Origin of the sequence: Secundilactobacillus angelensis, assembly GCF_012641075.1 — a bacterium.
Classification (GTDB): Bacteria; Bacillota; Bacilli; order Lactobacillales; family Lactobacillaceae; genus Secundilactobacillus; species Secundilactobacillus angelensis.
In genome coordinates, this window is the sequence record NZ_JAAXLJ010000023.1 from 1 (window position 1) to 23,464 (window position 23,464).

At 42.9% G+C, this 23,464-nt stretch carries 22 protein-coding genes; 8 read left to right on the plus strand and 14 right to left on the minus strand.

The genetic code is table 11. The features are described from left to right. Together HC026_RS13185 and HC026_RS10535 are read right to left on the minus strand one after the other, a co-directional pair. Positions 1–82, minus strand: an 82-nt coding sequence (locus HC026_RS13185; protein ID WP_456300135.1) for a hypothetical protein, incomplete at its 3' end; no start/stop codon positions are given. Between the two features lie 61 nt (positions 83–143). After that, the gene (locus HC026_RS10535; RefSeq protein WP_168925888.1) at positions 144–1,754 is read right to left on the minus strand and encodes a xylulokinase; all 1,611 of its coding nucleotides are present in this window, start codon (positions 1,752–1,754) and stop codon (positions 144–146) included. 360 nt (positions 1,755–2,114) lie between these two features. Between HC026_RS10535 and scrK the strand changes: the two genes are divergently transcribed. Together scrK and HC026_RS10545 are read left to right on the plus strand one after the other, a co-directional pair. After that, positions 2,115–3,002, plus strand: coding sequence for a fructokinase ScrK (scrK, locus tag HC026_RS10540; RefSeq protein WP_168925889.1), 888 nt, complete (start codon positions 2,115–2,117; stop codon positions 3,000–3,002). An 18-nt stretch (positions 3,003–3,020) separates the two neighbouring features. Next, the gene (locus HC026_RS10545; RefSeq protein WP_168925890.1) at positions 3,021–4,019 is read left to right on the plus strand and encodes a zinc-dependent alcohol dehydrogenase family protein; all 999 of its coding nucleotides are present in this window, start codon (positions 3,021–3,023) and stop codon (positions 4,017–4,019) included. A 75-nt stretch (positions 4,020–4,094) separates the two neighbouring features. On the opposite strand, the gene HC026_RS10550 is transcribed toward HC026_RS10545, so the two are convergent. Both HC026_RS10550 and HC026_RS10555 read right to left on the minus strand, forming a co-directional pair. Then, positions 4,095–5,720 (minus strand): peptide ABC transporter substrate-binding protein, encoded by a 1,626-nt coding sequence (locus HC026_RS10550; protein ID WP_168925891.1) that lies wholly within the window; start codon positions 5,718–5,720, stop codon positions 4,095–4,097. A 380-nt stretch (positions 5,721–6,100) separates the two neighbouring features. Then, entirely contained in the window at positions 6,101–7,726 is a 1,626-nt protein-coding gene (locus tag HC026_RS10555) for a peptide ABC transporter substrate-binding protein (RefSeq protein WP_168925892.1), read from the minus strand. Between the two features lie 214 nt (positions 7,727–7,940). Here HC026_RS10555 and HC026_RS10560 point away from each other — a divergent pair, with 214 nt between their 5' ends. Beyond that, positions 7,941–8,426, plus strand: a complete 486-nt coding sequence (locus HC026_RS10560; protein WP_168925893.1) for a C39 family peptidase — start codon at positions 7,941–7,943, stop codon at positions 8,424–8,426. A 46-nt stretch (positions 8,427–8,472) separates the two neighbouring features. On the opposite strand, the gene HC026_RS10565 is transcribed toward HC026_RS10560, so the two are convergent. The 5 genes from HC026_RS10565 to HC026_RS10585 form a co-directional block, all read right to left on the minus strand. Then, entirely contained in the window at positions 8,473–8,853 is a 381-nt protein-coding gene (locus tag HC026_RS10565) for a hypothetical protein (RefSeq protein WP_168925894.1), read from the minus strand. A gap of 71 nt (positions 8,854–8,924) precedes the next feature. Next, positions 8,925–9,233 (minus strand): hypothetical protein, encoded by a 309-nt coding sequence (locus tag HC026_RS10570; RefSeq protein WP_168925895.1) that lies wholly within the window; start codon positions 9,231–9,233, stop codon positions 8,925–8,927. 288 nt (positions 9,234–9,521) lie between these two features. Continuing rightward, positions 9,522–11,030 carry a xylulokinase gene (xylB, locus tag HC026_RS10575; protein ID WP_168925896.1) on the minus strand — a complete coding sequence of 503 codons (1,509 nt, stop codon included), beginning with the start codon at positions 11,028–11,030 and terminating at the stop codon, positions 9,522–9,524. An 84-nt stretch (positions 11,031–11,114) separates the two neighbouring features. Next, positions 11,115–12,461: a xylose isomerase gene (gene xylA, locus HC026_RS10580; protein ID WP_168925897.1), complete on the minus strand. Its 1,347-nt coding sequence runs from the start codon at positions 12,459–12,461 to the stop codon at positions 11,115–11,117. A gap of 210 nt (positions 12,462–12,671) precedes the next feature. Beyond that, positions 12,672–13,856: an ROK family transcriptional regulator gene (locus HC026_RS10585; protein WP_232843728.1), complete on the minus strand. Its 1,185-nt coding sequence runs from the start codon at positions 13,854–13,856 to the stop codon at positions 12,672–12,674. A 155-nt stretch (positions 13,857–14,011) separates the two neighbouring features. Between HC026_RS10585 and HC026_RS10590 the strand changes: the two genes are divergently transcribed. The 3 genes from HC026_RS10590 to greA are packed head-to-tail and all read left to right on the plus strand — an operon-like array spanning position 14,012 to position 16,190. After that, positions 14,012–15,130: an aminotransferase gene (locus tag HC026_RS10590; protein ID WP_168925899.1), complete on the plus strand. Its 1,119-nt coding sequence runs from the start codon at positions 14,012–14,014 to the stop codon at positions 15,128–15,130. 20 nt (positions 15,131–15,150) lie between these two features. Continuing rightward, positions 15,151–15,705: a cysteine hydrolase family protein gene (locus tag HC026_RS10595; RefSeq protein WP_168925900.1), complete on the plus strand. Its 555-nt coding sequence runs from the start codon at positions 15,151–15,153 to the stop codon at positions 15,703–15,705. Positions 15,706–15,719: 14 nt separating this feature from the next. Continuing rightward, positions 15,720–16,190: a transcription elongation factor GreA gene (greA, locus tag HC026_RS10600; protein WP_168925901.1), complete on the plus strand. Its 471-nt coding sequence runs from the start codon at positions 15,720–15,722 to the stop codon at positions 16,188–16,190. 64 nt (positions 16,191–16,254) lie between these two features. Here greA and HC026_RS10605 read toward each other — a convergent pair whose 3' ends face one another. From HC026_RS10605 to HC026_RS10625, 5 genes are all read right to left on the minus strand, one after another. Beyond that, positions 16,255–17,031 (minus strand): acetoin reductase, encoded by a 777-nt coding sequence (locus HC026_RS10605; RefSeq protein WP_168925902.1) that lies wholly within the window; start codon positions 17,029–17,031, stop codon positions 16,255–16,257. Between the two features lie 285 nt (positions 17,032–17,316). After that, positions 17,317–17,988, minus strand: a complete 672-nt coding sequence (locus HC026_RS10610; protein ID WP_168925903.1) for an ABC transporter permease — start codon at positions 17,986–17,988, stop codon at positions 17,317–17,319. Continuing rightward, positions 17,989–18,921: an osmoprotectant ABC transporter substrate-binding protein gene (locus HC026_RS10615; RefSeq protein WP_168925904.1), complete on the minus strand. Its 933-nt coding sequence runs from the start codon at positions 18,919–18,921 to the stop codon at positions 17,989–17,991. It lies immediately after the preceding gene. 10 nt (positions 18,922–18,931) lie between these two features. Then, positions 18,932–19,561 carry an ABC transporter permease gene (locus tag HC026_RS10620; RefSeq protein ID WP_168925905.1) on the minus strand — a complete coding sequence of 210 codons (630 nt, stop codon included), beginning with the start codon at positions 19,559–19,561 and terminating at the stop codon, positions 18,932–18,934. After that, the gene (locus tag HC026_RS10625; protein WP_168925906.1) at positions 19,558–20,751 is read right to left on the minus strand and encodes a betaine/proline/choline family ABC transporter ATP-binding protein; all 1,194 of its coding nucleotides are present in this window, start codon (positions 20,749–20,751) and stop codon (positions 19,558–19,560) included. Before HC026_RS10625 ends, HC026_RS10620 begins: the two co-directional genes overlap by 4 nt. 235 nt (positions 20,752–20,986) lie before the next feature. Here HC026_RS10625 and HC026_RS10630 point away from each other — a divergent pair, with 235 nt between their 5' ends. Further along, the gene (locus tag HC026_RS10630) at positions 20,987–21,394 is read left to right on the plus strand and encodes an Ohr family peroxiredoxin (protein WP_168925907.1); all 408 of its coding nucleotides are present in this window, start codon (positions 20,987–20,989) and stop codon (positions 21,392–21,394) included. A gap of 412 nt (positions 21,395–21,806) precedes the next feature. After that, positions 21,807–23,267: a sugar porter family MFS transporter gene (locus HC026_RS10635; RefSeq protein ID WP_168925908.1), complete on the plus strand. Its 1,461-nt coding sequence runs from the start codon at positions 21,807–21,809 to the stop codon at positions 23,265–23,267. Positions 23,268–23,464: the final 197 nt, after the last annotated feature.

Consider the following 23,464-nt stretch of genomic DNA (forward strand, 5'->3'; position numbering starts at 1 on the left):
CAACGGACTTTAATTGTTCGTCACCGTATAAAAATTGACTACCGGTAACAAACCAGAACTTGTAATCTGGAGTACTTAACATAATATAAAATCTCCTTTTTATTAATAACTATTTGGTTAACTAATTTAACAGTGTTTGGCTACTACTCGATTGCATCGACAGCTGCTAATTCAACGTTGAGGCCTTTCTTGTACTTCTCAATAAATTCATTGCAACCCTCAACACCGGCAGCATTTGGATCTACTGTAGTGCTCTGAGGGTCGACGAAGACACGATTATCCAAGAAGTCAGCTAAACTTTCAGCTTCAGCGTTATTAGCTTTAGCGAAGGTATATAGTCCTAGTACAGCCATGCCCCACGGACCACCTTCACCCGCATTACTCATAACCGTAATCGGTGTGTTCAATGCATCAGCTAATACTTGCTGCCCAATCTCTGGGGTCTTGAACAAACCACCTTGGGCAATGAATACATCGGCTTTAATGTGCTCTTCGTTGGCCAAAATATCATTTCCAATTTTTAGAGGTGCAAATGCAGAATACAGATGTGCCTTCATGAAATTCGGTAAACTAAATTTACTGTTTGGGGTCCGAACAAACATTGGCCGACCGGCTGGCATCTTAGTAATATTCTCGCCAGATAAGTAAGCATAGCTTAGTAAGTCGCCGGCATTTTCATCAGCGCGTTTAGTACTATTGAATAGCGCCCCATATAAGTCGTTGGGTTTTAAGTTAATGCCAATCTCTTTAGCAAATTCGTTGAATAAGCCAACCCAAGCGTTGATATCAGAGGAACAGTTATTAGTGTGGACCATTGCAACTGGAGCGCCATCCGGTGTCGTCACCATGTCAATATCGCGGTGAACACTGTTCATTGGCTGATCCAAAACAACCATTGAAAAAGCTGAAGTTCCTGCTGAAATGTTCCCTGTCCGTTTACGCACGGCGTTAGTGGAGACCATCCCAGTACCAGCGTCTCCCTCAGGCGGTGCCATTAATGAACCTGCTTGCAGTGTGCCACTTGGATCAAGCAGTTTTGCGCCAGCTTCGGTCAACTTGCCAGCAGTCTCGCCTGCTTTCCTAATTTGTGGCAAAATGTCACTTAAATTCCAGATATATTGCCTAACTGTCTTTAATTGGACAAATTTGTCAATCATATCTTTTGAATAGGTTTGAGTATCATCATCAATCGGAAAGACACCCGACGCATCGCCAATACCTAAAACCTTTTCACCAGAAAGCTTCCAGGTCACATAACCAGCTAAACTAGTGATAAAGTTAATGTCTTTGACGTGATCTTCCTGGTTTAAAATAGCTTGATAGAGATGGGCGATACTCCAACGTTGTGGAATGTTAAAATTGAATAGCTTGGTTAATTCATCTGACGCTTGTTCAGTAATGTTATTCCGCCAAGTTCGGAACGGTACCAAAAGGTTGCCATCTTTATCAAACGGCATATAGCCATGCATCATCGCGCTAATCCCAATTGAACCGATATTTTTAAGTGGAACGCCAAATGTTTTTTGTACATTATCTGCCATTTCCTTAAAACTTGTTTGAATACCTTGCCAAATTTCATTAACTGGATAGGTCCAAATGTTATTGACCAATTTATTTTCCCAGTTGAAATCACCTGAGGCAACGGTTTGAAAATCATCTGTTACCAAAACAGCTTTAATACGGGTAGACCCAAGCTCTATACCAAGTGCTACCTGTCCGGCAACGATTTTTTCTTTACCATGATTAATATCCATTTCAAATCCTCCGAATGCTTTATTATCTATAAAGCAATTAAATAAACCGCTTACAGATTTTATTGTATGATATTTATTAGTATAAATCAACTCAAATTTAAATTTATACGTATGATTATAGCTGAAATAATATCGTTGGTCCAAAATTTAACAGTCTTGGGCTCTAGAACGTTAATTATTACCTTTAACTTTATATGTGTTCGTCTTTCTTACGACGTTAAGATCACTGCTTCGACTTTAGTTTTTAAAAAGTTCTGAAAAAGTCTTCAAAAAAATTGAGTCTTCCTCGACATAACATGCTAAATTAGATATTGAAAACAGTTTGTCTGCATTTAAATAAATCTCTAAGTGGTGAACAATATGTTATTAGGAAGTATCGAAGCTGGCGGAACCAAATTTGTCTGTGCCGTTGGTGACGAAAATTACCAGGTCAAAGAACAAATTCAATACCCAACAACGTCGCCGAAGGAAACGATTCAAAAATCAATCGATTTCTTTAAGAATTTTCCTGGCTTACAGGCGATTTCGATAGCCTCGTTTGGTCCAATCGAAATTCGGCGGGACAACGCAAAGTACGGTTACGTTACTGACACACCCAAGATTGGTTGGCCTAACACCAACTTTTTAGGAATGCTCAAAGCGGCACTGGATCTACCAATCTACTGGACCAGCGACGTCAACGGATCCGTCTATGGTGAATATATTCTGGCACAGTCAGCAAAGAAAACAATCAGTGCACTGACCTATTACACCATCGGTACGGGGGTCGGCGCTGGCACCGTCTTAAATGGCAGCTTTATTGGCACTTTGGGCCATCCCGAAGTTGGCCATGTTCGCCTAAAACGCCATCCAGATGACTTAAATTTTAAGGGCATCTGCCCATATCACGGTGATTGCTTGGAGGGTCTGGTAGCTGGACCAACCTTTGAGGCTCGGACTGGCAAAAAGGGAAAAGACATCCCACTAACCGATCACGTTTGGGATATCATGGCCTATTACGTGGCTCAAGCTGCCTTGCAAACCACCCTCCACATCCGCCCAGAAAAAATTGTTTTTGGTGGCGGAGTCGTCAGTGAACCCTTCCTGAAGAAAGTACGTCATGAGTTTGCGGCGCTAATGAACGATTATCAAGACGTTGGCAATTTGCAGGATTACATTACCATGCCGCTTGCGCCAAACAACGGATCAGCGACCCTCGGTAATTTTGCCTTAGCTTATCGAGAAATGACACAATCAAAAAATAATTAGTTAAATGGAGCGATTATGATGAAGAGTCTCGTCTTAACTGGAACAAAGCAAATGGAAATTCAAGATCTCAATCAACCGACACCAAAACCGGATGAAATTTTAGTTAACACTAAATACGCAGGCATTTGCGGCACCGACCACGCACTGTACAATGGTTTGCCAGGATCGGCCAACGCCGTACCCCCAATCGTTTTAGGCCACGAAAACTCAGGTGTCGTTGCGGGAGTTGGTAGCGATGTTGAAGGATTCAAAGTCGGCGATCGAGTCACCGTTGACCCTAACATTTACTGTGGCAAATGTTTCTACTGTCGCACTGGTCGTCCAGAACTATGCGATCATTTATCTGCTGTGGGTGTCACTCGTGATGGTGGTCTGGAAGAATACTTCACCGCACCGGCAGAAGTGGTTTATCACTTGCCTGATACTGTTTCTTTAAAAGCTGGCGCCACAATTGAGCCACTTTCTTGCGCCGTTCACGGTGTGCAACTATTAAAGTTAACACCGTATCAAAAGGCGCTGATCATTGGTGACGGCTTCATGGGACAACTGTTCGTCCAAGCCTTACAAGCATATGGTGTCCATCAAGTCGATCTTGCAGGAATTATCGATGCCAAATTACAGTTAAACAAGGATCGATTTGGCGTTACTAACATTTACAACACCAATCGTGATATGATTCCTAGCGACTATGATGTCGTTGTTGAAGCTGTTGGGCTGCCACAGACTCAAGAAGAAGCTATTGAAGCGACCCGCAAAGGTGCACAGGTTCTCATGTTTGGTGTCGGTAAACCTGACCAACACTTCCAAATGAATACTTACGAAGTGTATCAAAAACAACTGACCATCCAAGGTTCATTTATCAATCCAAATGCCTTTGAAGACGCCATTGCGCTACTAGCTAGTGGCAAAGTTAACGTTGAACCGTTGATCAGCCACGAGCTTGACCTTGAACAAGTGGCAGATGTACTAGAAGATAAGGTCTCCGATGTTTCGAAAGCGGTTGTGAAGATTGACTAAGTTACATCACAACTAATAGGATCACAATAAAACAGCTGATAATTTCTGCTCGGAAATTATCAGCTGTTTTTTAACCTACTTAAGATAAGTCGTCTTAAAGTTGTAGTTAGCACCCGCTGAATTGTAAATAACGTTCTTGGCATCTCGACTGAAGAGCCATGGTGCAGAGGATTGATACAGTGGTGTGATACCTTGATCCTTCAACAGAATATTTTGGGCTTTAACCATGTCATCCCAACGTTGTTCTGGCTTGTTTGCATCCGTACTTGAAGAAGCTTTGACCAGCTTGTCATACGTACTGTTTGACCAGTCAGAGATGTTACTTGGGTTGTGCGTGGTATAAATGTTCAAGAACGTGATTGGGTCTGAGAAGTCCGCGAACCAGTTGGCCATGGTTGCCTGATATTGACGAGAAGCTTGCCGCGACAATACCGTTCGAGCCGGAATGCTGGAAATGGTAACTTTGAGTCCCGGTAATTCCTTCTCTAAGGCACTTTGAACGTATTCACTCACTTGCTTACCCGACTCGCTATCACCACACATGATGTTGAATTTAGGATTAGTAATCCCCGTCTCCTGCAGCCCCTGTTGCCACAATGATTTTGCTTTAGCAGGGCCGTACTTTAAGGAAGCAGGTGCAGTGGCGTCTGCTGTAAAATCAGCACCCGTCTTAGGGTTGGTGGCTAAACCCTTAGAAACAAAACTATTATTAACAAATGAACCGTCACCAAGAACTTTCTTAGTGATCTGTTGGCGATCGATTGCCATGGAAATTGCTTCTCTAATCTTTAAGTTCTTGAATAATTTCATGTGTTGGTTCAACGCGATGTAGTAAGCACATGATTGTGGCCGTGAAATCAAATTCTTATTGTTCTTGAGGTTTTTCGCTTGGTCCCCTGTTAACGGTGCACCAATTAATTTCTTTGAATTAAACTGGTTCATCGCCGTTTGACTGTCCTTCACAACTTGATACTTGATAGCACTCATCTTCACGGCTTTCTTATCCCAATAATTGTTGTTCTTTGTGAGAGTCCAGGTCGTCCCAGTCCCGTTCCACTTGGTCAACTTGTACGGCCCGTTGTATACCATCCGGTCGCTTCGAGTCCCATAGTTGTTGCCATACTTATCAACTACCTTTTGATCTTGTGGATAAAAGACGGGGAAGCCAAGCAACAACTTGAAGTAAGGAATCTGGTGATCCAGATCAATCGTTAATTGATATTTACCCGTGGCTTTGATCCCCAACGTATCCGGAGCCTTTTTACCCTTCGTGATTGCATCCGCGTTTTTAATGCCACTAAACAGATATGAATACTGTGAAGCGGTCTTAGGATTTATGGTCCGTTGCCAAGAATATACAAAGTCTTTGGCAGTCAAGGGATCACCATTACTCCACTTAGTATTCTTCCGAACCTCAATCACATAGTGCCGACCTTGGTTGGACTCAGTCAACTTGGTAGCCAACCCGGCTTCCGGTTTACTGTTCTTTCCTAAACGATATAAACCTTCGTTGGTGTTGTTCAGAGCATCAAAGGTTCCCAGGGCTGTGGATTTGGAAAGATCCATCGTTGACAACTCGCTGTCAGCGGGCATGGTGAAGGTTTCTTTCTTATTCGAACTACTATTTGAACCACAAGCACTGAGCAGTAACGCTAAACTCGCCAAGCTAGCGGTAACCGTCAATTTTAAATTGAATTTCATCTGTTTTTCCTCCTAAACGACTCAACAAAGGACAACAACGATTACTCATATTTTATCACACTTATGAGTAAATACACATGTTAATTTAATTGTTTTTTAATTTAATCATTTTTAGTTCAACTAGCAGCTCGATTTTAAAGCGATTAAAGACTTATTCAAACACGTTTGGATAGTGCCCGACGTTTTTCTTAAAAAGTTTAAAGTTAAAAGCAAATGAGAGAACATTCATGAATATTCATTTTAAATATTCAAAAGCCAACGTAACCTGGTTCATTACCAATGCTGACTGCTTAGAATTAAGCAATTATGGCCAAAATAATCCCCGTCCTGATAAACGTCATCAGAACGGGGATTAAGTTTTAAAATTGATTGGGCCTTAACTACTTCACGTAAGTTGTCTTAAAGTTGTAGTTGGCACCGGCCGAGTTATACACAACATTCTTCACGTTCTGGTTAAACAGCCATGGTGCTGAAGATTGATACAGTGGGGTAATCCCCTGATCCTTCAACAGGATGTTTTGGGCCTTGACTAAATCGTCCCAACGTTGCTCTGGCTTGTTAGCATCCGTTGTTGAGGAAGCCTTAATCAACTGGTCATACGTACTGTTGGACCAATCGGAAATGTTGCTTGGGTTGTTCTTGGTGTAAATGTTCAAGAACGTGATTGGATCTGAGAAGTCCGCAAACCAGCTAGCAAATGTCACTTGGTAGTTACGTGAAGCTTGCCGAGCCAATTCAGTACGGAACGGAATATTTGAAACGGAAACCTTTAATCCTGGCAGATTCTTTTCAAAGGAGTTTTGCAGATATTCCGTAATCTTCTTACCAGCATCAGTATCAGAACCTAAAATGGTGAACTTAGGGTTTGTAATCCCAGTCTCCTTAAGTCCCTGTTGCCATAGTTTTTTCGCTTGAGCTGGATTATATTTCATAGAGGCCGGCGCAGTGGTATCTTCAGTAAAGTCCTTGCCAGTCTTAGGGTTGGTAGCTAATCCCTTAGAAACAAAGCTATTATTAACAATTGAACCGTCACCAAGAACCTTCTTTGTAATCTGCTGACGATCGATTGCCATGGACATAGCTTCACGAATTTTCAGGTTCTTGAATAACTTCATGTGCTGGTTCAAAGCAAGGTAGTAGCTGCTGGATTGCGGCCGGGCAATTAAGTCCTTGTTATGCTTAAGGTTTTTAGCTTGGTTCCCTGTCAATGGCGCACCAATCAGCTTCTTAGAATTATACTGGTTCAAGGCCGTCTGGTTGTCCTTAACGACCTGATACTTGATAGCACTCATCTTAACGGCTTTTTTATCCCAATAAGTGTTGTTCTTGGTCAGTGTCCAGGTCGTACCAGTCCCGTTCCAATGAGTAAGCTTATACGGTCCGTTGTAGACCATTCGGTCACTTCTAGTCCCGTAGCCATTGCCGTATTTATCAACGACTTTTTGGTTCTGCGGATAGAATACTGGGAACCCAAGCAACAGCTTGAAGTAAGGAATTTGATAATCCAGATCTATGGTTAGCTGATACTTACCAGTAGCTTTAATCCCCAAGGTATCAGGGGCTTTTTTACCCTTGGAAATGGCATCCGCGTTCTTGATGCCGCTAAACAGGTATGAGTACTGTGACGCGGTCTTAGGATTAACTGTCCGCTGCCAAGAATATACAAAGTCTTTAGCAGTCACAGTATCGCCGTTACTCCACTTAGTATTATGACGCAGGTCAATCACGTAATGACGGCCATTATTCGTCTGTGTCATCTTGGTAGCCAATGCCGTTTCAGGTTTACTATTGTTCCCTAAACGGTATAGCCCTTCATTGGTGTTATTCAACATGTCAAACGTACCTAACGCAGTGGATTTTGACAGATCAATGGTTGATAATTCACTGTCGGTTGGCATTGTAAACGTCTGTTTCTTGCTCGAACTACTATTCGAGCCACACGCACTGAGTATTAACGCTAGACTTGCTAGGCTAGCAGTTACTGCCCATTTTGGACTGAACTTCATATCCTTTTCCTCCTAGACACTCATCAAATCAACAACAACGTTACTCATATTTTATCACATTTATGAGTAAATACACATATTTATTTAATGTCTGCTTAATTGTTATACTTATTATCAGATGTGTGAGATACCGCTAAGCACCTAAAGATCAGTATTACTTGTATCAACCATCAATTTTCTGTTATGCTCATAGAAAAGGAAAGGTTGCAAATAAATGAGAAAACTAAATGTCCCTTTGATTACTCAACGCCCTGAATTGCCAACCGGCTGTGAAATTACCGCGGTCACCATGTTGCTGAAATACGCCGGTGCAAACGTCAGCAAGGTTCAACTTGCTAAAGAAATGCCATACGATGATGCCGACTGCAATAAGGGTTTTGTGGGCGACCCCTTTACCGAAAACGGCAATAGCATTTACCCGCCTGCATTAATTGCGCTCATCACCAAGTACGCGGGGCACGCAACGGATTTAACGGGTGCTGACCTGCCAGCTTTGAAAGCCCAAATTGACCAGAACCGGCCAGTCGTAGTGTGGGTGGGGGAATTTGACGGTTTCCATACTCACGCGCTGGTCTTGATTGGCTATGACGCTAATGCTGTACTAGTGAACGACTGCTGGACGAACCAGACTGAAAAAATATCCAACCAGCAATTTGCGGAAATCCGTGCAAACTTGGGCAATAAAGCCATTACCATCTAAAAAGAATCATTGATCGACCACCATCCGGCAGTTGATCAATGATTCTTTATTTGACTTTTAACGATGTCCGATCATTCTCATCGGCTAAGTATGCCCGACCGGTATTTTTAACAACGACGTAATTTGCTAAATCCTGATTAATCATTTGCTTAAACGAACTTAACATATCATCATACGAAATCTCAGTTTCGGCCCGGTTATATAGCTTTTGGACAAAACCATCATATTCATCCTCGATGAACTCTTTAATGCTACGAACATTTAAATAACTGGGCGGATTATTCCCCTGTTTATGAAAGTCTTTCAAACAAGCAACTTCTTTTTCCAACACATCTGTAGAGATTACCAATGCTTGAATAATCTCCTGGGAAGATGGCAGACCAAATTGTTCAATTATTTCCTCGGGTTCCATGTTAGCTTGAGGCATGTATCGATCACTTCCAAAATTTGTATTTTTAATTGTTGGAACCATTGCATTAATGAGTGTTGATAAGGGAGCTAAGCAATTCGAATAGCAAGACGGGCATTCTCAACACCAAAAACGGTCCGCTGACAAAAGCGATTCATGACTGTCTTAAGAAACACCGCCACAATTTCTGCTAACTGACGAGAATCATGGCCGCTAATAGCTGGCTGATGATACCGGATAGTCAAAATCGCCCGGTGATGCTGATGATCCGCACGAACCGCCGCTAATTTTGCAGTCCCTTGCTTGTTACCAGAGGTGTAGGGTACATCGGTATGCCACTCATCCGTCCACGGACTCTGCGACAGCAACAGCTCATGGATCGCTGTTTCCAGCTGCAAGCCCGTAGTCAGATGACGCTGATTATCACGATCAAGCCAGTCAATATAGACCGGCAGTTGGAAAACAAGTGTCGTATTGATACTGCTCCCTCCCCTTCCATAATCTCATTAATGACAAAGTATACTACCTCAAACTAAAATGAATATAAGAAATTACCCATCTTTAATTTAAATTAAATAATCGTATCACAAAGACGCTACAATCGCCGGCCTACTGAGGTCACGATTATAGCGCCTTTTGATTATGATTTAATTCAAATAAGCAGTGAACTTCTTACCTCTACGCATCTAATTATTTGCCCGACGATATTCAAGTAACTGTTGACTGATACCTTTCGTTTGATCATAAACCTGCGCATAAATCTTGTGCAGTTGATCATACTTCTTGGCGTTATCAGGGTTTGGTAAGTATGTCTTACCAAAGTGCACGAACTTCTCAGCACATTCATGGAAGTCCTTGAACCAACCCAGACCCACGGCAGCAATCATTGCAGCACCCATACCAGGGCCTTGCTCGTTGGTTAAGCTAACAACCTTCTTATTGAAGATATCAGCTTGGATTTGGAGCCACAACGGACTCTTGGCACCGCCACCGATAGCGACAACAGTATCAAACTGCTTATCGTTCTCGTCGTAGATATCCATGATATCTTTGAATGAGAAGATGATGCCTTCCAGAACAGCCCGAACAAAGTCGGTCTTCTTGTGGGTACCGTCAACGCCTGTAAAGCTGCCACGAATGTCTGCATCCGCATGAGGAGCTCGTTCACCGACGATGTATGGCGTGTAAAGTAACCCGTTAGCCCCAACAGTTGATTCAGCAGCACTAGCTACCATATCATCAAATGAGTCATCTTTGGCGAAGGTCCGCTTGAACCAGTTTAATGAATACCCAGCCGCTAAGGTAACACCCATGGAGTAATAAGAATCAGGAATGGCATGATCTTCGAATTGGAGGACACCGTGATAATCAACGGTTGGATCTTCCTCATACTTCAATACAACACCAGAAGTCCCGATACTTGAAAGGACCATGTTGGGTGACAAGATACCAGCACCAACAGCTCCGGCAGCGTTATCAGCTGCCCCACCGAAGACCTTGGTGTGAGTGTCCAAGCCAGAGAAGACGGCATAACTGCTCGATACGGTCCCTGCTGAATCGATTGAACGCATCAATGGTGGGCACATAGACATTGAAATATCGAAGGTATCGCAAATCGTTTGACTCCACTGACCCTTCTTAACATCTAAAAGCACAGTCCCAGTGGCGTCGGAATAATCCATCCCCAACTTACCAGTCATCCGATAACGGACATAATCCTTTGGTAATACAAAGGTTTTAGCTTGTGACCAGATGTCTGGTTCGTTTTCCTTGACCCAAAGCATCTTAGGCAACGTAAATCCCTCAAGAGCTTTATTCTTAGTAATATCGATGAATTCTGAACCCAGTTTATCTTCAATTTCGCGACACTGTTTGGATGTCCGCGTATCGTTCCAAAGAATGGCTGGTCGCAGAACTTGGTTGTTGGCATCAAGCAACACCAACCCGTGCATTTGACCGGAAAAACTAATACCAGAGATTTCTTCCGGCTTAATGTGATCGTCTAAAATCAATCGAACAATGGCTACTGTTGTGCCAGATACCCAGTCTTCGGGATTCTGCTCACTATAACCAGGACGAGATTGAATCAATGGATAGTCGAAACTTTGCTGGGCAACGATTTCACCGTCACGGTTCATAGCTGATACCTTAACGGCACTAGTACCCAAGTCGACCCCTAATACATATTCGTTCATATTTAAGCTCCTTTATAACCAGTATACCAACTAAAAAAGCAGTCAGCAGACAATCGGTCCACTGGCTGCTTCTTTTAAATCACATTATTTGCCTAAAACGTTAACAATGTAATGATTGATTGTATCTTTGATTTGTTCCAAGTGATCTGAAGAAGTTGCGGCACGTAATTCAGCTTGGGTCTTGTCAAGTGAGTAATCTTCAAGGGTCTTGAAGGTTGCCTTGCCACTTTCGATGTCGGCACCAATGCCAGAATTGTATGAGCTGTAACGTTCCTTAACGATGTTGTCAAGAACACCGTCTTCCTTCATCTTAGCTGCAACACGTAAGCCGGCAGCAAAACTATCCATACCTACAATGTGACCGTAGAACAAGTCGTTTGCTTCGAATGATGAACGACGAGGCTTAGCATCGAAGTTCAAGCCACCGCGAGGGCCGATACCGCCGTTTTCAAGAACTTCGTACATTGCAGCAGTCGTCTCGTAAAGGTTTGAAGGATATTCATCAATATCCCAGCCAATCAACTTGTCACCTTGGTTAGCATCCAATGAACCAAGTAAGCCAGCTTCACGAGCAACACGGATTTCGTGTTGGTAAGTATGACCAGCTAAGTTAGCATGGTTGCCTTCCAAGTTCAGCTTGAAGTCTTTATCCAAGTCGTATTCCTTCATGAATGCGATGGTAGTTGCGGCATCAAAGTCATATTGGTGAGTCGTTGGTTCCTTTGGCTTTGGTTCGAGCAGCATTTGTGCATCGAAGCCAATTTCGTTAGCGTAATCCTTAGCCATGTGGAACAACTTAGCAGCATGTTCTTGTTCCAACTTCATGTTAGTGTTCCAGAGTGATTCGTAACCTTCACGGCCGCCCCAGAAGACATAGTTTTCAGAACCGACACGCTTACCAATTTCCAAACTGTGCTTCAATTGAGCAGCTGAGTAAGCAAAGATGTCAGCATATGGTGAAGTACCAGCACCAGCAACGAAACGAGGGTTAGTGAACATGTTTGAAGTGTTCCATAATACCTTCATGCCAGTGGTCTTTTGGTTTTCAACAATCCGATCAACAACCTTGTCCAAGTTCTTGTTAGTTTCACGTAAAGTATCACCTTCAGGAGCTAAGTCACGATCATGGAAGCAAAGGAAGTCATTACCTAATTTGTCATAAAATTCAAATGCGTAATCAACCTTAGCTAATGCGTTGTCCATTGGATCAGTGTACTTGTCGTATGGACGCATTGCAGTTCCGTCACCGAATGGGTCTACCAAACGTTGATCAAATGTGTGCCAGTATGCTACAGAGAATCGTAACCAGTCACGCATTTTCTTACCGCCGACAACTTCGTCTGGGTTGTAATAGTGAAATTCAGCACCAGAACTTAAATTTGAGTTACCAACATACTTAATCTTATCCATGTCCCATAGTTGTTCAGCCATGAAGAAGCCTCCTAATATTATTGTATTAAAATCAGTTTAGATTAGTTTGTTCAAACAACCAACTCACAAAATCTAGTATAGCGCTTACATCAAAAAATACAAGCCCTTTTAAAGCGTTATCATTCTTAAGAGTGCGACAAACTCAATAATAACGGGGATAAATCAGCACAAAAAAATCAGGAACAAAATTAATTGTGCCTGATTTAAGTCTTATAAAACTGAAGTTTGGGCGTCGAAGTTTAACTTAGCTTCTTCCATCCCCAACGCCTGCCGGGTGACTAACGCACATCCTCCCAGCAAAGTTGCGTAGTGGGAATTCTTGGTTAATTTGATTGGAACGAGAATCGTTGGCGCGGTTTGCGCGTAAAAACTTTCAATTTGCGGTTCTAATTCCGGCAATTCTTCTAGTAATGGTGAATTCAAGAAAACCACGTCTGGATCGAAATTATTAGCAGCGTTATAAATGATTGCCGCCACGCTCTTAACAAAAAGGTTCAAAGCTGACTTGGTCACTTCATCGCCTTCGTTGAACAGACGCACCACATCATCCCTGGTCATGTTCTCGGCCCCTTTTTGGGTTTGAATCTGGTTGATGATTGCGTCTTCTGAGCAGAAATCTTCAACCTTTCGAGGCGTTCCTGACCAATCACCACCAACCGGAATCGACCGACCAATTTCACCGGCCTCACCATGGGTTCCTCGATGCAGATTCTGATTAATGATCAATCCAGCACCGATCCCACGGTGAATACTGATAGTCACCATGTTATCAAGCCGATCGTTTTCTTTATTAAAATCTCGTTCATAAACAGCGGCCGCGTTCGCTTCGTTTTCAAGTAACACTGGCACTTGAAACTTTTGCGTGTAATAATCAGCTAGGTCGACTTGTTCCATATCTAAAAATGGCGAGTACGTAACTTGATTATCGAGAACTGTCCCATGAATGGCAAAGCTGATTCCTAACAATCCGTGGCTGGTCTTATCCTTGGCTGCCACCTTATCCAGTTCAACGTCAATCAATGGCAAAATTTGCTTGATCGTTAACCCCAGCACATTGATCTGTTTATACGACAGCACATCACCGGATAAATTATTTTGCATCACGTGTAAATGACGGTAGCCGAAATCGAAGTTCATCGTGTAGCCATACCGCCTGTTAATTGCTAACAGAACCGGCTTGCGGCCACCAACGTTGGAGGCATCACCTTCACCGAGCTCTTCAACGTAACCCGCTTCTTTTAAGTCCCTGTACAGAGCGGAGACGGTGGACTTGTTGAGTGCTAAGTTGCGTGAAATCTCGATTCTTGAAATCGGTTGATGGTTAAAAACTTCAGCCAGTACCGATTGGATGTTTTGTTGATGTAACTGCATTCTGTTGCGGATTGCACTCGACAATTGCTGTCCCTCCCTTTGCTCTAATTTCATTCTATTGTACACTATTGTTAATTAACGCAACAGCTTTCATGTATTTCGTTTACTTGAAAACATTAATAAAGATAGCATTATTCGTCCAAAAATAAAATTTTTTAACATCACAAAAGGAGTTTCCTATGAAAATCGCAGAATTTGGCGTTGAAAGCTGGCTCAACCGGTGGGAAAAAAGCGCTAAATATGATATCTCTCAAAGTACGATTGATTCAATGACCATTGCCGAATTACTCACATTGACTGGTGATGACGAAAGTGTGCTTTACGACCAACTGGCACACACTAAAATGGACTACGGCTGGATTGAAGGGTCACCAGAATTCAAGAAGCTTGTCAGCAAACTTTATGACCATGTGAGCCCTAATCAAGTGTTGCAAACTAATGGCGCAACAGGTGCTAACTATTTGGCACTTTATTCACTGATTGCACCTGGTGATCACGTTATCAGTGAATACTCCTCCTATCAGCAATTGTACGATATTCCCCGCTCACTTGGAGCCGACGTTGATTTCTGGCATATCCACGAAGCTGATGGCTGGTATCCGGATATTAATGAACTGAAACAACTCATCCGCCCGAACACCAAGATGATTTGCCTGAATAACGCTAATAATCCAACAGGTACGTTCTTAAATAGAGCCTTCTTACAGCAAGTTGTCGAGATAGCCAAAACAGTCGGTGCATACGTCCTAATCGACGAAGTTTACCAACCACTAGACGATCTTGATAATTTTGTTTCCATCGTGGATCTCTATGATCGCGGTATTGCAACTAACTCACTGTCAAAAACGTATTCGTTTCCAGGAGTTCGTATTGGCTGGACCGTTTCTAGCACAGAAGTGTCGGATTTATTTAGAAAATACCGCGACTACACCATGATTTGTGGCGGTGTCTGGAACGATATTCTGGCCGTTTACATTCTGCAGCATAAAGACCAGATACTGGCACGTAACCGCAAACTCGTTTTAAACAATTTGGAGATTCTAAAAAACTGGGTGGCTTCAGAACCTCATGTCACTGCCGTTTTTCCTCAAGCAGTTTCTACTTCTTGTATCAAATTTGACATTCCAGAGTCCACTGAAAGCTTCTGTTTACGCCTATTGAAAGAAACCGGTGTTTTATTGGTCCCTGGGGAGCGTTTTGACTTGCCAGGACACGCACGATTAGGGTATTGTACTGATGAAGTCACCTTGAAAAAGGGGCTCAGTAAGTTATCAGAATTTCTACGTCAATTTAACTAAACATTCGGAGGCAATACAATATGGCAGCAAACGAAGCGTTACTGATTATTGATTACACGAACGATTTTGTACATGACGATGGTGCTTTGACCTGTGGTACACCAGGGCAGGTCTTGGAACCGGCAATTATTAAATTGGCAGATCAACTTGAAGCTGATGATAGCTGGGTGATCCTACCCACTGATGTTCACAAACCAAACGATCCCTATCATCCGGAAACGAAACTGTTTCCACCGCACAACGTCCGGGGAACTTGGGGGCGCGAATTTTACGGTCAGCTTAAGCCCTGGTTTGAAGAACATCAAAATGATGAAAAAGTCTATATGTATGACAAGACGCGTTACAGTGCATTTGCAGGAACAGATTTAGACATCCGCCTACGCGAACGCCACGTTGATACCTTACATTTAGTCGGCGTCTGCACCGATATTTGTGTACTTCATACCGCGGTGGATGCCTACAATCTGAATTACAATATCATCGTCCATCAAGACGGTGTCGCAGCGCTGACCCCTGCAGGCCAAGAGTGGGCATTAGGCCACTTTGAACACGTCCTGGGAGCAAAAATTGACTAGAAAAGAGTTTTCGTATGCAACCGTACTTTAACAAAGTCACTCAGGCTGGTTATGACAGGATAGCAGCAGAAATCGAAGCTGTTAAAAAAGAACGGCCAAGTCGAATCAAAGCACTTTCAGAGGCCCGTGCACTTGGTGATCTATCTGAGAATGCTGAATATAGTGCTGCTAAGCGTGACCTGCGCCATTTGGAAAGCCGATTGCGCTACCTGGAAAAGCAATTACGGTATGCTCAAGTGTATACGCCGGCTGATAACGCCGTGATTGAAATTGGCAAAAGCGTCACACTGCAATTTGAAGACGACCAATCTGAAGAAACCTTTGAACTAGTTGGTGATCCTGAAGCCGACATTGCGCATAATAAAATCTCGTTGTCGTCACCGATTGGACAGGCGTTACTGGATCATACCATCGGTGATGTGGTTAGTATTAGTTCACCGAATGGTAGTTATCAGGTGAAGATACTTGGTGTGATGAGAAGTTAATAAAAGGCGTTTAGCCCGCTTTAAAAACAGCGGAGCTAAACGCCTTTTTAAATTACAATCGTTTTTAGCGGTACACGATCCCACCATCAACCATAATAGCTTGACCAGTGATGTAATCTGCCTTTTCGCTGGCTAAGAATGATACTAAGTTAGCAACGTCAGCTGGTGTTTCACCACGACCTAATGCAATGCCATCAAGGTAAGCTTTGATTGATTCGCCTGGAGCAACGTTATGCAGTTCACCCATTTCAGCATCAATTTGGTCCCACATTGGTGTGAGCACGATACCTGGGCAATATGCGTTAACAGTAATCTTATCTTGTGCCAATTCTTTAGCAGCAGCTTGGGTAATCCCACGGATGGCAAATTTAGTTGCGGAGTAAGCCCCTAATAATTCAAAGCCTTCGTGACCGGCAACTGAAGATGCATTGATGATTTTACCTGGTGTACCCTGCTTCTTGAATTGGGCAGCAGCAGCTTGAATACCAAAGACAGTCCCTTTAACGTTGATGTCCAACAGACGATCTAAATCTTCTTCTTCAGTGTTGCAAACTTGGGCAACGTGAGCAATACCGGCGTTGTTGACGAAAACGTCAAGTTGGCCGAGTTCTGAAACAGTTTTTGCAACTGCGTCAAAGACTTGCTTCTTGTATTGAACATCCGCTTCAATGGCAATTGCTTTACCGCCATCAGCATTAATGTTGTCAGCAACTTTTTGAACTTTATCTAAATGACGGCCAGCAAGTGATACCGCGAAACCATCCTTAGCTAATTGTAAAGCGATACCTTCTCCAATACCTTGACCCGCACCAGTAATTAATGCAACTTTTTGATTTGCCATATTTATCTTCCACTCCTAATTGTTATTTATTTCACAATTAAACATTGTACTATCTCATTACTTATTCGTCAACCTTTATTACTAGCTTAGCTTTATTTTAATAAGTTAAATTCAGCATAGCTTGTGACCCATATAACATTAAAAATATAAATGTTCAATACAAAAACATCCTGATTACTGTCATAGCTGTAATCAGGATGTTTGAATGAAATTGATTATTTAATTTTTCGTGTCTAATCGGGCCCAGTCGGACAGTGAGTTGCAGGTAGCCTTACCCTCCGCTCTCTATGCGCCCGCCTTCGCACCTTGTGCGTTTGGTGCCACTTTCTTTTCAACCCAAGCTAGGATTAGATCAAGGATGATAGCCATCAACGCTGTTGGCAAAGCACCAGCCAGAATAATGGCCGTTCCGTTCGTGGCGTTAGTCCCACGAATGATGATGTCCCCTAAACCACCGGCGCCCACGAAGGTACCGATAGCAGTAATCCCGATGGCTAAGACCAAAGCGTTTCTCAAACCAGCCATCACCATGGACATTGACAGTGGAATTTCCACCAATCGCAGCAACTGCCAGCGGGTCATCCCCATGCCAGTCCCGGCATCAAGCAAGGTTGGGTCAACGGCGCGCATGCCAGCATCTGTGTTCTTAATGATTGGTAGCAGCGAGTAAAGGAACACCGTCACGATAACAGTGTTAACCCCTAGTCCTAAACCAATCATGATAATCGACAGCATAGCCAGTGAAGGCACCGTTTGAATCACGTTGGCGATACCAATTACCACGCCATTTAACCGCGTGTGGTGAGCGATAAAGATGCCGATTGGAATGCCGATGATTGCTGCCAAAATGACGCCGTATGCTGAAATCAAGAAGTGACGCGAAAATTGCGATAGAACATACTGGCCGTTGTGCCCGTAATAGTAAAGCAACTGTTCCCAAAGATTCAAATGAGTCATTTAGTTGCCACTCCCTTCAAAATAATGATGTTGTTCCAGATATTGTTTGGCAACGACTTCTGGTTCCATTAAGTCGTTATCAACTTTATAGTTCAGTGTTTGCATGGTCTTTAAATCAATCTTACCGCTGAGCTTATTAATCACTGGTCGCAGCTCAGGATGCGCTTTAAGAACCTTGTTCGTTGCAACGGCACTTGCCGTATATGGCGGGAAGAAGTGCTTATCGTCTTTGAGCATCTTCAGATTATAACTGCCAACCCGGCCATCCGTTGAATAACCTAAAATGGCATCCATCTTATCGGCAGCCACCGCATCATACACTAGTCCAATCTGCATTGGGTGAACTGCACCAAACTTATAACCATACGTTTTCTGGAAACCGTCGTAGCCATCGCCTCTTCGGTTTAACCAAATTTGGTCAATACCGACGTTCATTTTACCAGCAACTGATTTAAGGTCACTGACATTGCTCAAGTGATAGCGCTTGGCGGTCTTTTGAGTCACCATCCAAACGTAAGTATCAGCGAAACCATACGATTTAAAATACGTCATATGATACTGATTTTTAAAATGACTTTCAACTGTCCGAGTCGCTCTTTCCGGATTACGGTCTACGGGTTTGTCCATAATCGTAGTCAGATCAGAACCAACGTACCGGATTGCTGAAATGTCAGCTTGATTATTCTTCAAGGCATTAAATGACACATTTGCGGAACCTAAATTATTGATTATCGTTGTGTGCAGTTTCGTATCATGCTGAATCAGATCCTGTAACATATAAGCCATGATCTGCTGTTCAGTCGTATTTTGTGACGCAATTCGAATGGTGTTACTGCCGCTTCCGGCTAATCCCGGAAAGCCACAACCAGCTAATCCAACCACACAAAGGAAGGAGAAGCCAAGCATGATCAGCCATCTTTTGATGTTTTTCATGGTTTCCCTCCTATTCTTCTGAAGTCCGTGGTGTTAAGGCAGCCTCAACTTTACCAAGCAGCCAGTCAACAACCAACGCCAGAACAATAACGGGAATTGAACCACCGAGGATCAAATCCGTTCGGTACAAGTTCAACCCGTTAAAGATAAAATCACCAAGTCCGCCGGCGCCAATGTATGATGCCAAAGCTGCCCAAGCAATCACATATGTTGCTGAAAGTCGAATACCTGACATAATCACGGGCGCGGCCAACGGCACTTCAACCTTTATGATTGATTGCCAATTGGTCATCCCCATCCCCTTGGCCGCATCTTTCAATGAGGGATCCACGTCGCTCATACCAATATAGGTGTTACGCAGAATTGGCAACAAGGAGTAAATAAATAACGCCACAATCGCTGGTTTAACACCGATCCCAAAGATTGGAATCATGAAGGCCAGTAGCGCTAACGCTGGAATAGTTTGCAGCATACTAGCAATTGAAATCACGATGTTGGCAGTCCGTTTCGTACGAGTCAGGGCAATGCCCAACGGTACAGCAAAAATGACACCTAGTCCAAGTGAGATTCCTGAAATGTAAATATGCTGCCAGGTTTTACCCACCAAGGGCAGACCATAAACGGCTAAAAAGTGCATCATTGAGCGTCACCACCTTGGTCAGCCGCAGTTGTCGCAGCTTGGGTGTCCTCGCTATCAGTCTTTTTGTCGTCGTCACCCCAAAGTGCGTCGTAAACAATATCAACCAACGCTGCCCGAGTCACGATACCCACTAATTTTTTGTCATTATCCACAACGGGAATATTTTTAAAGCCCCGTTTGAGGATTCTTTCCACTGTATCCCGGACCAATGAGTCGGACTTAACGTAGAACACATCATCGTGCATCACATCACCGACACTGGTGGCCGTCTTAAAGTTATAATCGATATCTTCAATGTCCAAATAGCCCTTCAAGGTCCCGCCATCATCAGTGACCAGCAGTGAATCAACCCGCCGATCATGCATGGTCTTCAGCGCTTCCTTCAGCAATCTGTCTGGCGTAATCGAAGCCACGTTCTTTAACATCACTTGGCCAACAGTCGTGATACTTGGTCGAGCTTGAATCAGCCGATCTTTCCCAATCAGATTTTCCACAAATTCATTGGCAGGATGCTGCAGAATTTCATCTGGCGAAGCGACCTGCATAATTTTACCGCCGTCCATAACAACGATTTTGGTCGCTAAAGTCAAGGCTTCATCCATGTCATGGGTCACAAAAATGATTGTCTTACCCAGACGTTCCTGCAAGTCTTTGATCAAATCTTGCAGCGACTCACGGGTAATCGGATCCAAAGCGCCATAGGGTTCGTCCATTAAAATGATATCTTGATCAGCTGCTAAGGCCCTGACAACACCGATCCGTTGTTGCTGCCCACCGGAAAGTTCTGATGGATAACGGTCCAAAAACTCTTCTGGTAAATCAACTAACTTAATCATTTCTTTAGCACGCTGGTTCATTTTATCTTGCGGCCACTTCAATAATCGTGGCACAAGGGTAATATTTTGACGAATTGTCATGTGTGGCATCAGACCAATATTTTGAATCACGTAACCGATTTTACGGCGCAACTCTACAGGGTTCATTTGACTAATGTCTGTGCCGTTGATTTTTATTGTTCCGGACGTCTGTTGCAGCATTCGGTTGATCATCCGCATTGTGGTCGTCTTACCAGATCCAGAAGTCCCAATAAAGCATACGAACTCGCCCTTTTCAACTTCCAGGTTAAAATCCTCCACGGCAACTTTACCGCCAGGGTATGTCTTGTTGAGATGTTCCATTGATAAAAACATCGGTTTTATCTCTTCCTCTCTGCAATAATCTTGAACAACTTTTTTACATATTTCTGGTTTAATTGTAACACTTATGATTAGTGACATAAATTTTGCTGATGCTCACCAACTCCCGGTATATTAGTGGAACCACCTTTTGTAAATAAAATGATGTAACCGTTTTAATTGCTTTTGCTAAGGAAATAGGTATACTTAGATTGTACACAATTTAAATTCTTGAAAAGAGGTAATTTCAATGGCAAAGAAGCTCTATACCACAACCATGACAAACAAGGGTGGCCGTGCAGGTGAAGTTTGGTCAAATGATCGTAAGTGGGATTTTAAAATTGGTACTCCCGGTGTTGATAAAGACTCAACTAATCCAGAGCAACTATTTGCTGCTGGCTTTGCTTCCTGCTTTAATGGTGCATTAGACATCGCCTTGCAACAGGCTGGCGTATCTGCTGAGCCAACCGTTCGTGCAAAAGTCTCCCTATATCAAGAAGGCAATGAGCCTAATTTTCACATTAGTGTTGATCTCTTTGGTCACATCGAAGGTTTAAATGAAGCGGATACCAAGAAATACATGGCAATCGCAGAAACAATCTGCCCTTACTCTAAAGCCACAAAGGGTAATATCGAAGTTACCGTCAACGCTGAATAAGTGTTCATAAACTATTAAATTGATTGGCGACTAATCATTATTTGACTAGTCGTCTTTTTTATATAGGCTGACGAAAAATCAATTCTCAAGTTTAATTTCAAATTACGCTAACCCATTTTCTTTATTAGGTTCCCGTCATAATAGTGTTTATAAGCTATTAAGGAAGGTATATATTTTATATCGGTCATCGAGCTATTAATACAGTTATCAAATATATCAGATTTTAACTAATGAAAGGGCTTGCATTTGAAATCACAAGTGAGTATAATTCCCTTTGGTTAGTTAGTTGCTTTTCTAAACCAACTTATCAAACCAACTCACAGTGGTTTATTTTTTATATTTATTTGGAAGCGGTTACCGCAATTATTATTTCACACGTAACCCAGCATATTTTTGATAGGAGGATTCGTCTATGTCAAACGCAGCTACTAAGCATCACATGCCCATAAGCGTCATCTATTTCTTTGGTGCCTTGGGTGGTTTGCTTTTTGGTTATGATACCGGTGTTATTTCCGGTGCCATGCTATTCATTGGTCACGAATTAAATATCGCAAATGGGTCATTCCAGTATGGGTTCCTTACAGCATCTACATCAATTGGTGCTATGTTCGGTGCCGCCTTTATTGGTCCATTGTCAGATAGGTTTGGGCGCCGTCACTTACTTATTACAGCAGCAATCATCTTCTTCTTTGCTGCTTTAGGTTCTGCCTTTTCACCAGAATATATTTCACTAGTTTCCTTCCGGTTCTGCTTAGGTATTGCCGTTGGTGCCGCATCATCACTGATTCCTACTTACTTGGCCGAACTTGCCCCAGCTGAAAAGCGTGGTACTGTCGGGTCGCTGTTCCAATTAATGGTTATGACCGGTATCTTCTTCGCCTATGTCTTTAACGAATGGTTCTCACCACAGGGTGGTTTAAACCTTTCAGAAAGTATCAGTTGGCGTTGGATGTTAGGGTTAGCAGCCGTACCTGCTGCCATTCTCTGGATTGGTTCCATCTACCTACCTGAATCACCTCGTTTCCTTGTCAGAAAGAAAGACGAAAATGGTGCTCTCAGTGTTTTGCGTCGGTTCAGTTCAGATGAAAACCTCGTTCAAAAGGAATTACACGATATCAAAGTTCAAGCTGCTATTCCTTCAGGCGGTTGGAAAGAATTGTTTGGACCAATTGCCCGTCCAGTTTTGGTAATGGCTATTGGGTTAGCTGTTTTGCAACAAGTCATGGGCTGCAACACCGTTCTGTACTATGCCCCCACGATCTTCATTTCAGCCGGATTTAGTACTCATTTTGCCCTTCAATCACATATTGTAATCGGTATTTTTAACGTGATTGTTACTGCGATTGCCGTAAGTATCATGGATAAAATTAACCGTAAAACAATGCTGATCGGTGGTGCTATTGGGATGGCTGCTTCACTGTTCGCCATGTCAACTGCTATGTTACTGTTACACGCTGGTAACGGAAACTTAGGCTCATGGGTTTGCGTTGTTTCATTAACGCTTTACATCGCCTTCTTCTCAGCAACTTGGGGCCCTGTAATGTGGCTGATGATTGGTGAAGCCTTCCCATTGAACATCCGTGGATTAGGTAACTCATTTGGTGCCGCAGTGAACTGGTTCGCTAACTTCTGTGTTTCCGAAACCTTTACTGTGTTACTGGTTGCCTTCGAACCAAAGGGTGTTGCCAACCCTGAAGGTCAAGGTATCGCCCGTCTGTTTCTCGTTTATGGTCTCTTCTGTGTATTCGCTATTTGGTTCGTGCACAAGAAGGCTATTGAAACTCGTAACCGTTCACTTGAAGACATTGAAACTGGTCTGCGTGAACGTGCTGCTGAAAAGGGTTATGATCCAGAAACTGGTCAACTTAAGTAATCCAACATGATTTTAATTTAGAGGCTCCAGACTGTTGCAATGTTACAGTCCGGAACCTCTTTTGTTACAACTCAAAAGCAGATATAATCTGGATTTTGTCACATAACTTAATCTCCTGGTAATTGTCGGTTAACATAACTGAAACATTTCCCGTGTATGCTATTCAACAGTGATAAACAAATAAGGGGATTTTTAAA

What these genes read in the sequence shown, in the direction of transcription:
- HC026_RS10565 (WP_168925894.1), bottom strand. Translation starts at nt 8,853, where the DNA reads ATGCCTCAAGCTAACATGGAACCCGAGGAAATAATTGAACAATTTGGT.
- scrK (WP_168925889.1), top strand. Translation starts at nt 2,115, where the DNA reads ATGTTATTAGGAAGTATCGAAGCTGGCGGAACCAAATTTGTCTGTGCC.
- xylB (WP_168925896.1), bottom strand. Translation starts at nt 11,030, where the DNA reads ATGAACGAATATGTATTAGGGGTCGACTTGGGTACTAGTGCCGTTAAG.
- HC026_RS10590 (WP_168925899.1), top strand. Translation starts at nt 14,012, where the DNA reads ATGAAAATCGCAGAATTTGGCGTTGAAAGCTGGCTCAACCGGTGGGAA.
- greA (WP_168925901.1), top strand. Translation starts at nt 15,720, where the DNA reads ATGCAACCGTACTTTAACAAAGTCACTCAGGCTGGTTATGACAGGATA.
- HC026_RS10605 (WP_168925902.1), bottom strand. Translation starts at nt 17,031, where the DNA reads ATGGCAAATCAAAAAGTTGCATTAATTACTGGTGCGGGTCAAGGTATT.
- HC026_RS10535 (WP_168925888.1), bottom strand. Translation starts at nt 1,754, where the DNA reads ATGGATATTAATCATGGTAAAGAAAAAATCGTTGCCGGACAGGTAGCA.
- HC026_RS10560 (WP_168925893.1), top strand. Translation starts at nt 7,941, where the DNA reads ATGAGAAAACTAAATGTCCCTTTGATTACTCAACGCCCTGAATTGCCA.
- HC026_RS10545 (WP_168925890.1), top strand. Translation starts at nt 3,021, where the DNA reads ATGAAGAGTCTCGTCTTAACTGGAACAAAGCAAATGGAAATTCAAGAT.
- HC026_RS10625 (WP_168925906.1), bottom strand. Translation starts at nt 20,751, where the DNA reads ATGTTTTTATCAATGGAACATCTCAACAAGACATACCCTGGCGGTAAA.
- HC026_RS10610 (WP_168925903.1), bottom strand. Translation starts at nt 17,988, where the DNA reads ATGACTCATTTGAATCTTTGGGAACAGTTGCTTTACTATTACGGGCAC.
- HC026_RS10635 (WP_168925908.1), top strand. Translation starts at nt 21,807, where the DNA reads ATGTCAAACGCAGCTACTAAGCATCACATGCCCATAAGCGTCATCTAT.
- HC026_RS10555 (WP_168925892.1), bottom strand. Translation starts at nt 7,726, where the DNA reads ATGAAGTTCAGTCCAAAATGGGCAGTAACTGCTAGCCTAGCAAGTCTA.
- HC026_RS10595 (WP_168925900.1), top strand. Translation starts at nt 15,151, where the DNA reads ATGGCAGCAAACGAAGCGTTACTGATTATTGATTACACGAACGATTTT.
- HC026_RS10620 (WP_168925905.1), bottom strand. Translation starts at nt 19,561, where the DNA reads ATGATGCACTTTTTAGCCGTTTATGGTCTGCCCTTGGTGGGTAAAACC.
- xylA (WP_168925897.1), bottom strand. Translation starts at nt 12,461, where the DNA reads ATGGCTGAACAACTATGGGACATGGATAAGATTAAGTATGTTGGTAAC.
- HC026_RS10630 (WP_168925907.1), top strand. Translation starts at nt 20,987, where the DNA reads ATGGCAAAGAAGCTCTATACCACAACCATGACAAACAAGGGTGGCCGT.
- HC026_RS10615 (WP_168925904.1), bottom strand. Translation starts at nt 18,921, where the DNA reads ATGAAAAACATCAAAAGATGGCTGATCATGCTTGGCTTCTCCTTCCTT.
- HC026_RS10550 (WP_168925891.1), bottom strand. Translation starts at nt 5,720, where the DNA reads ATGAAATTCAATTTAAAATTGACGGTTACCGCTAGCTTGGCGAGTTTA.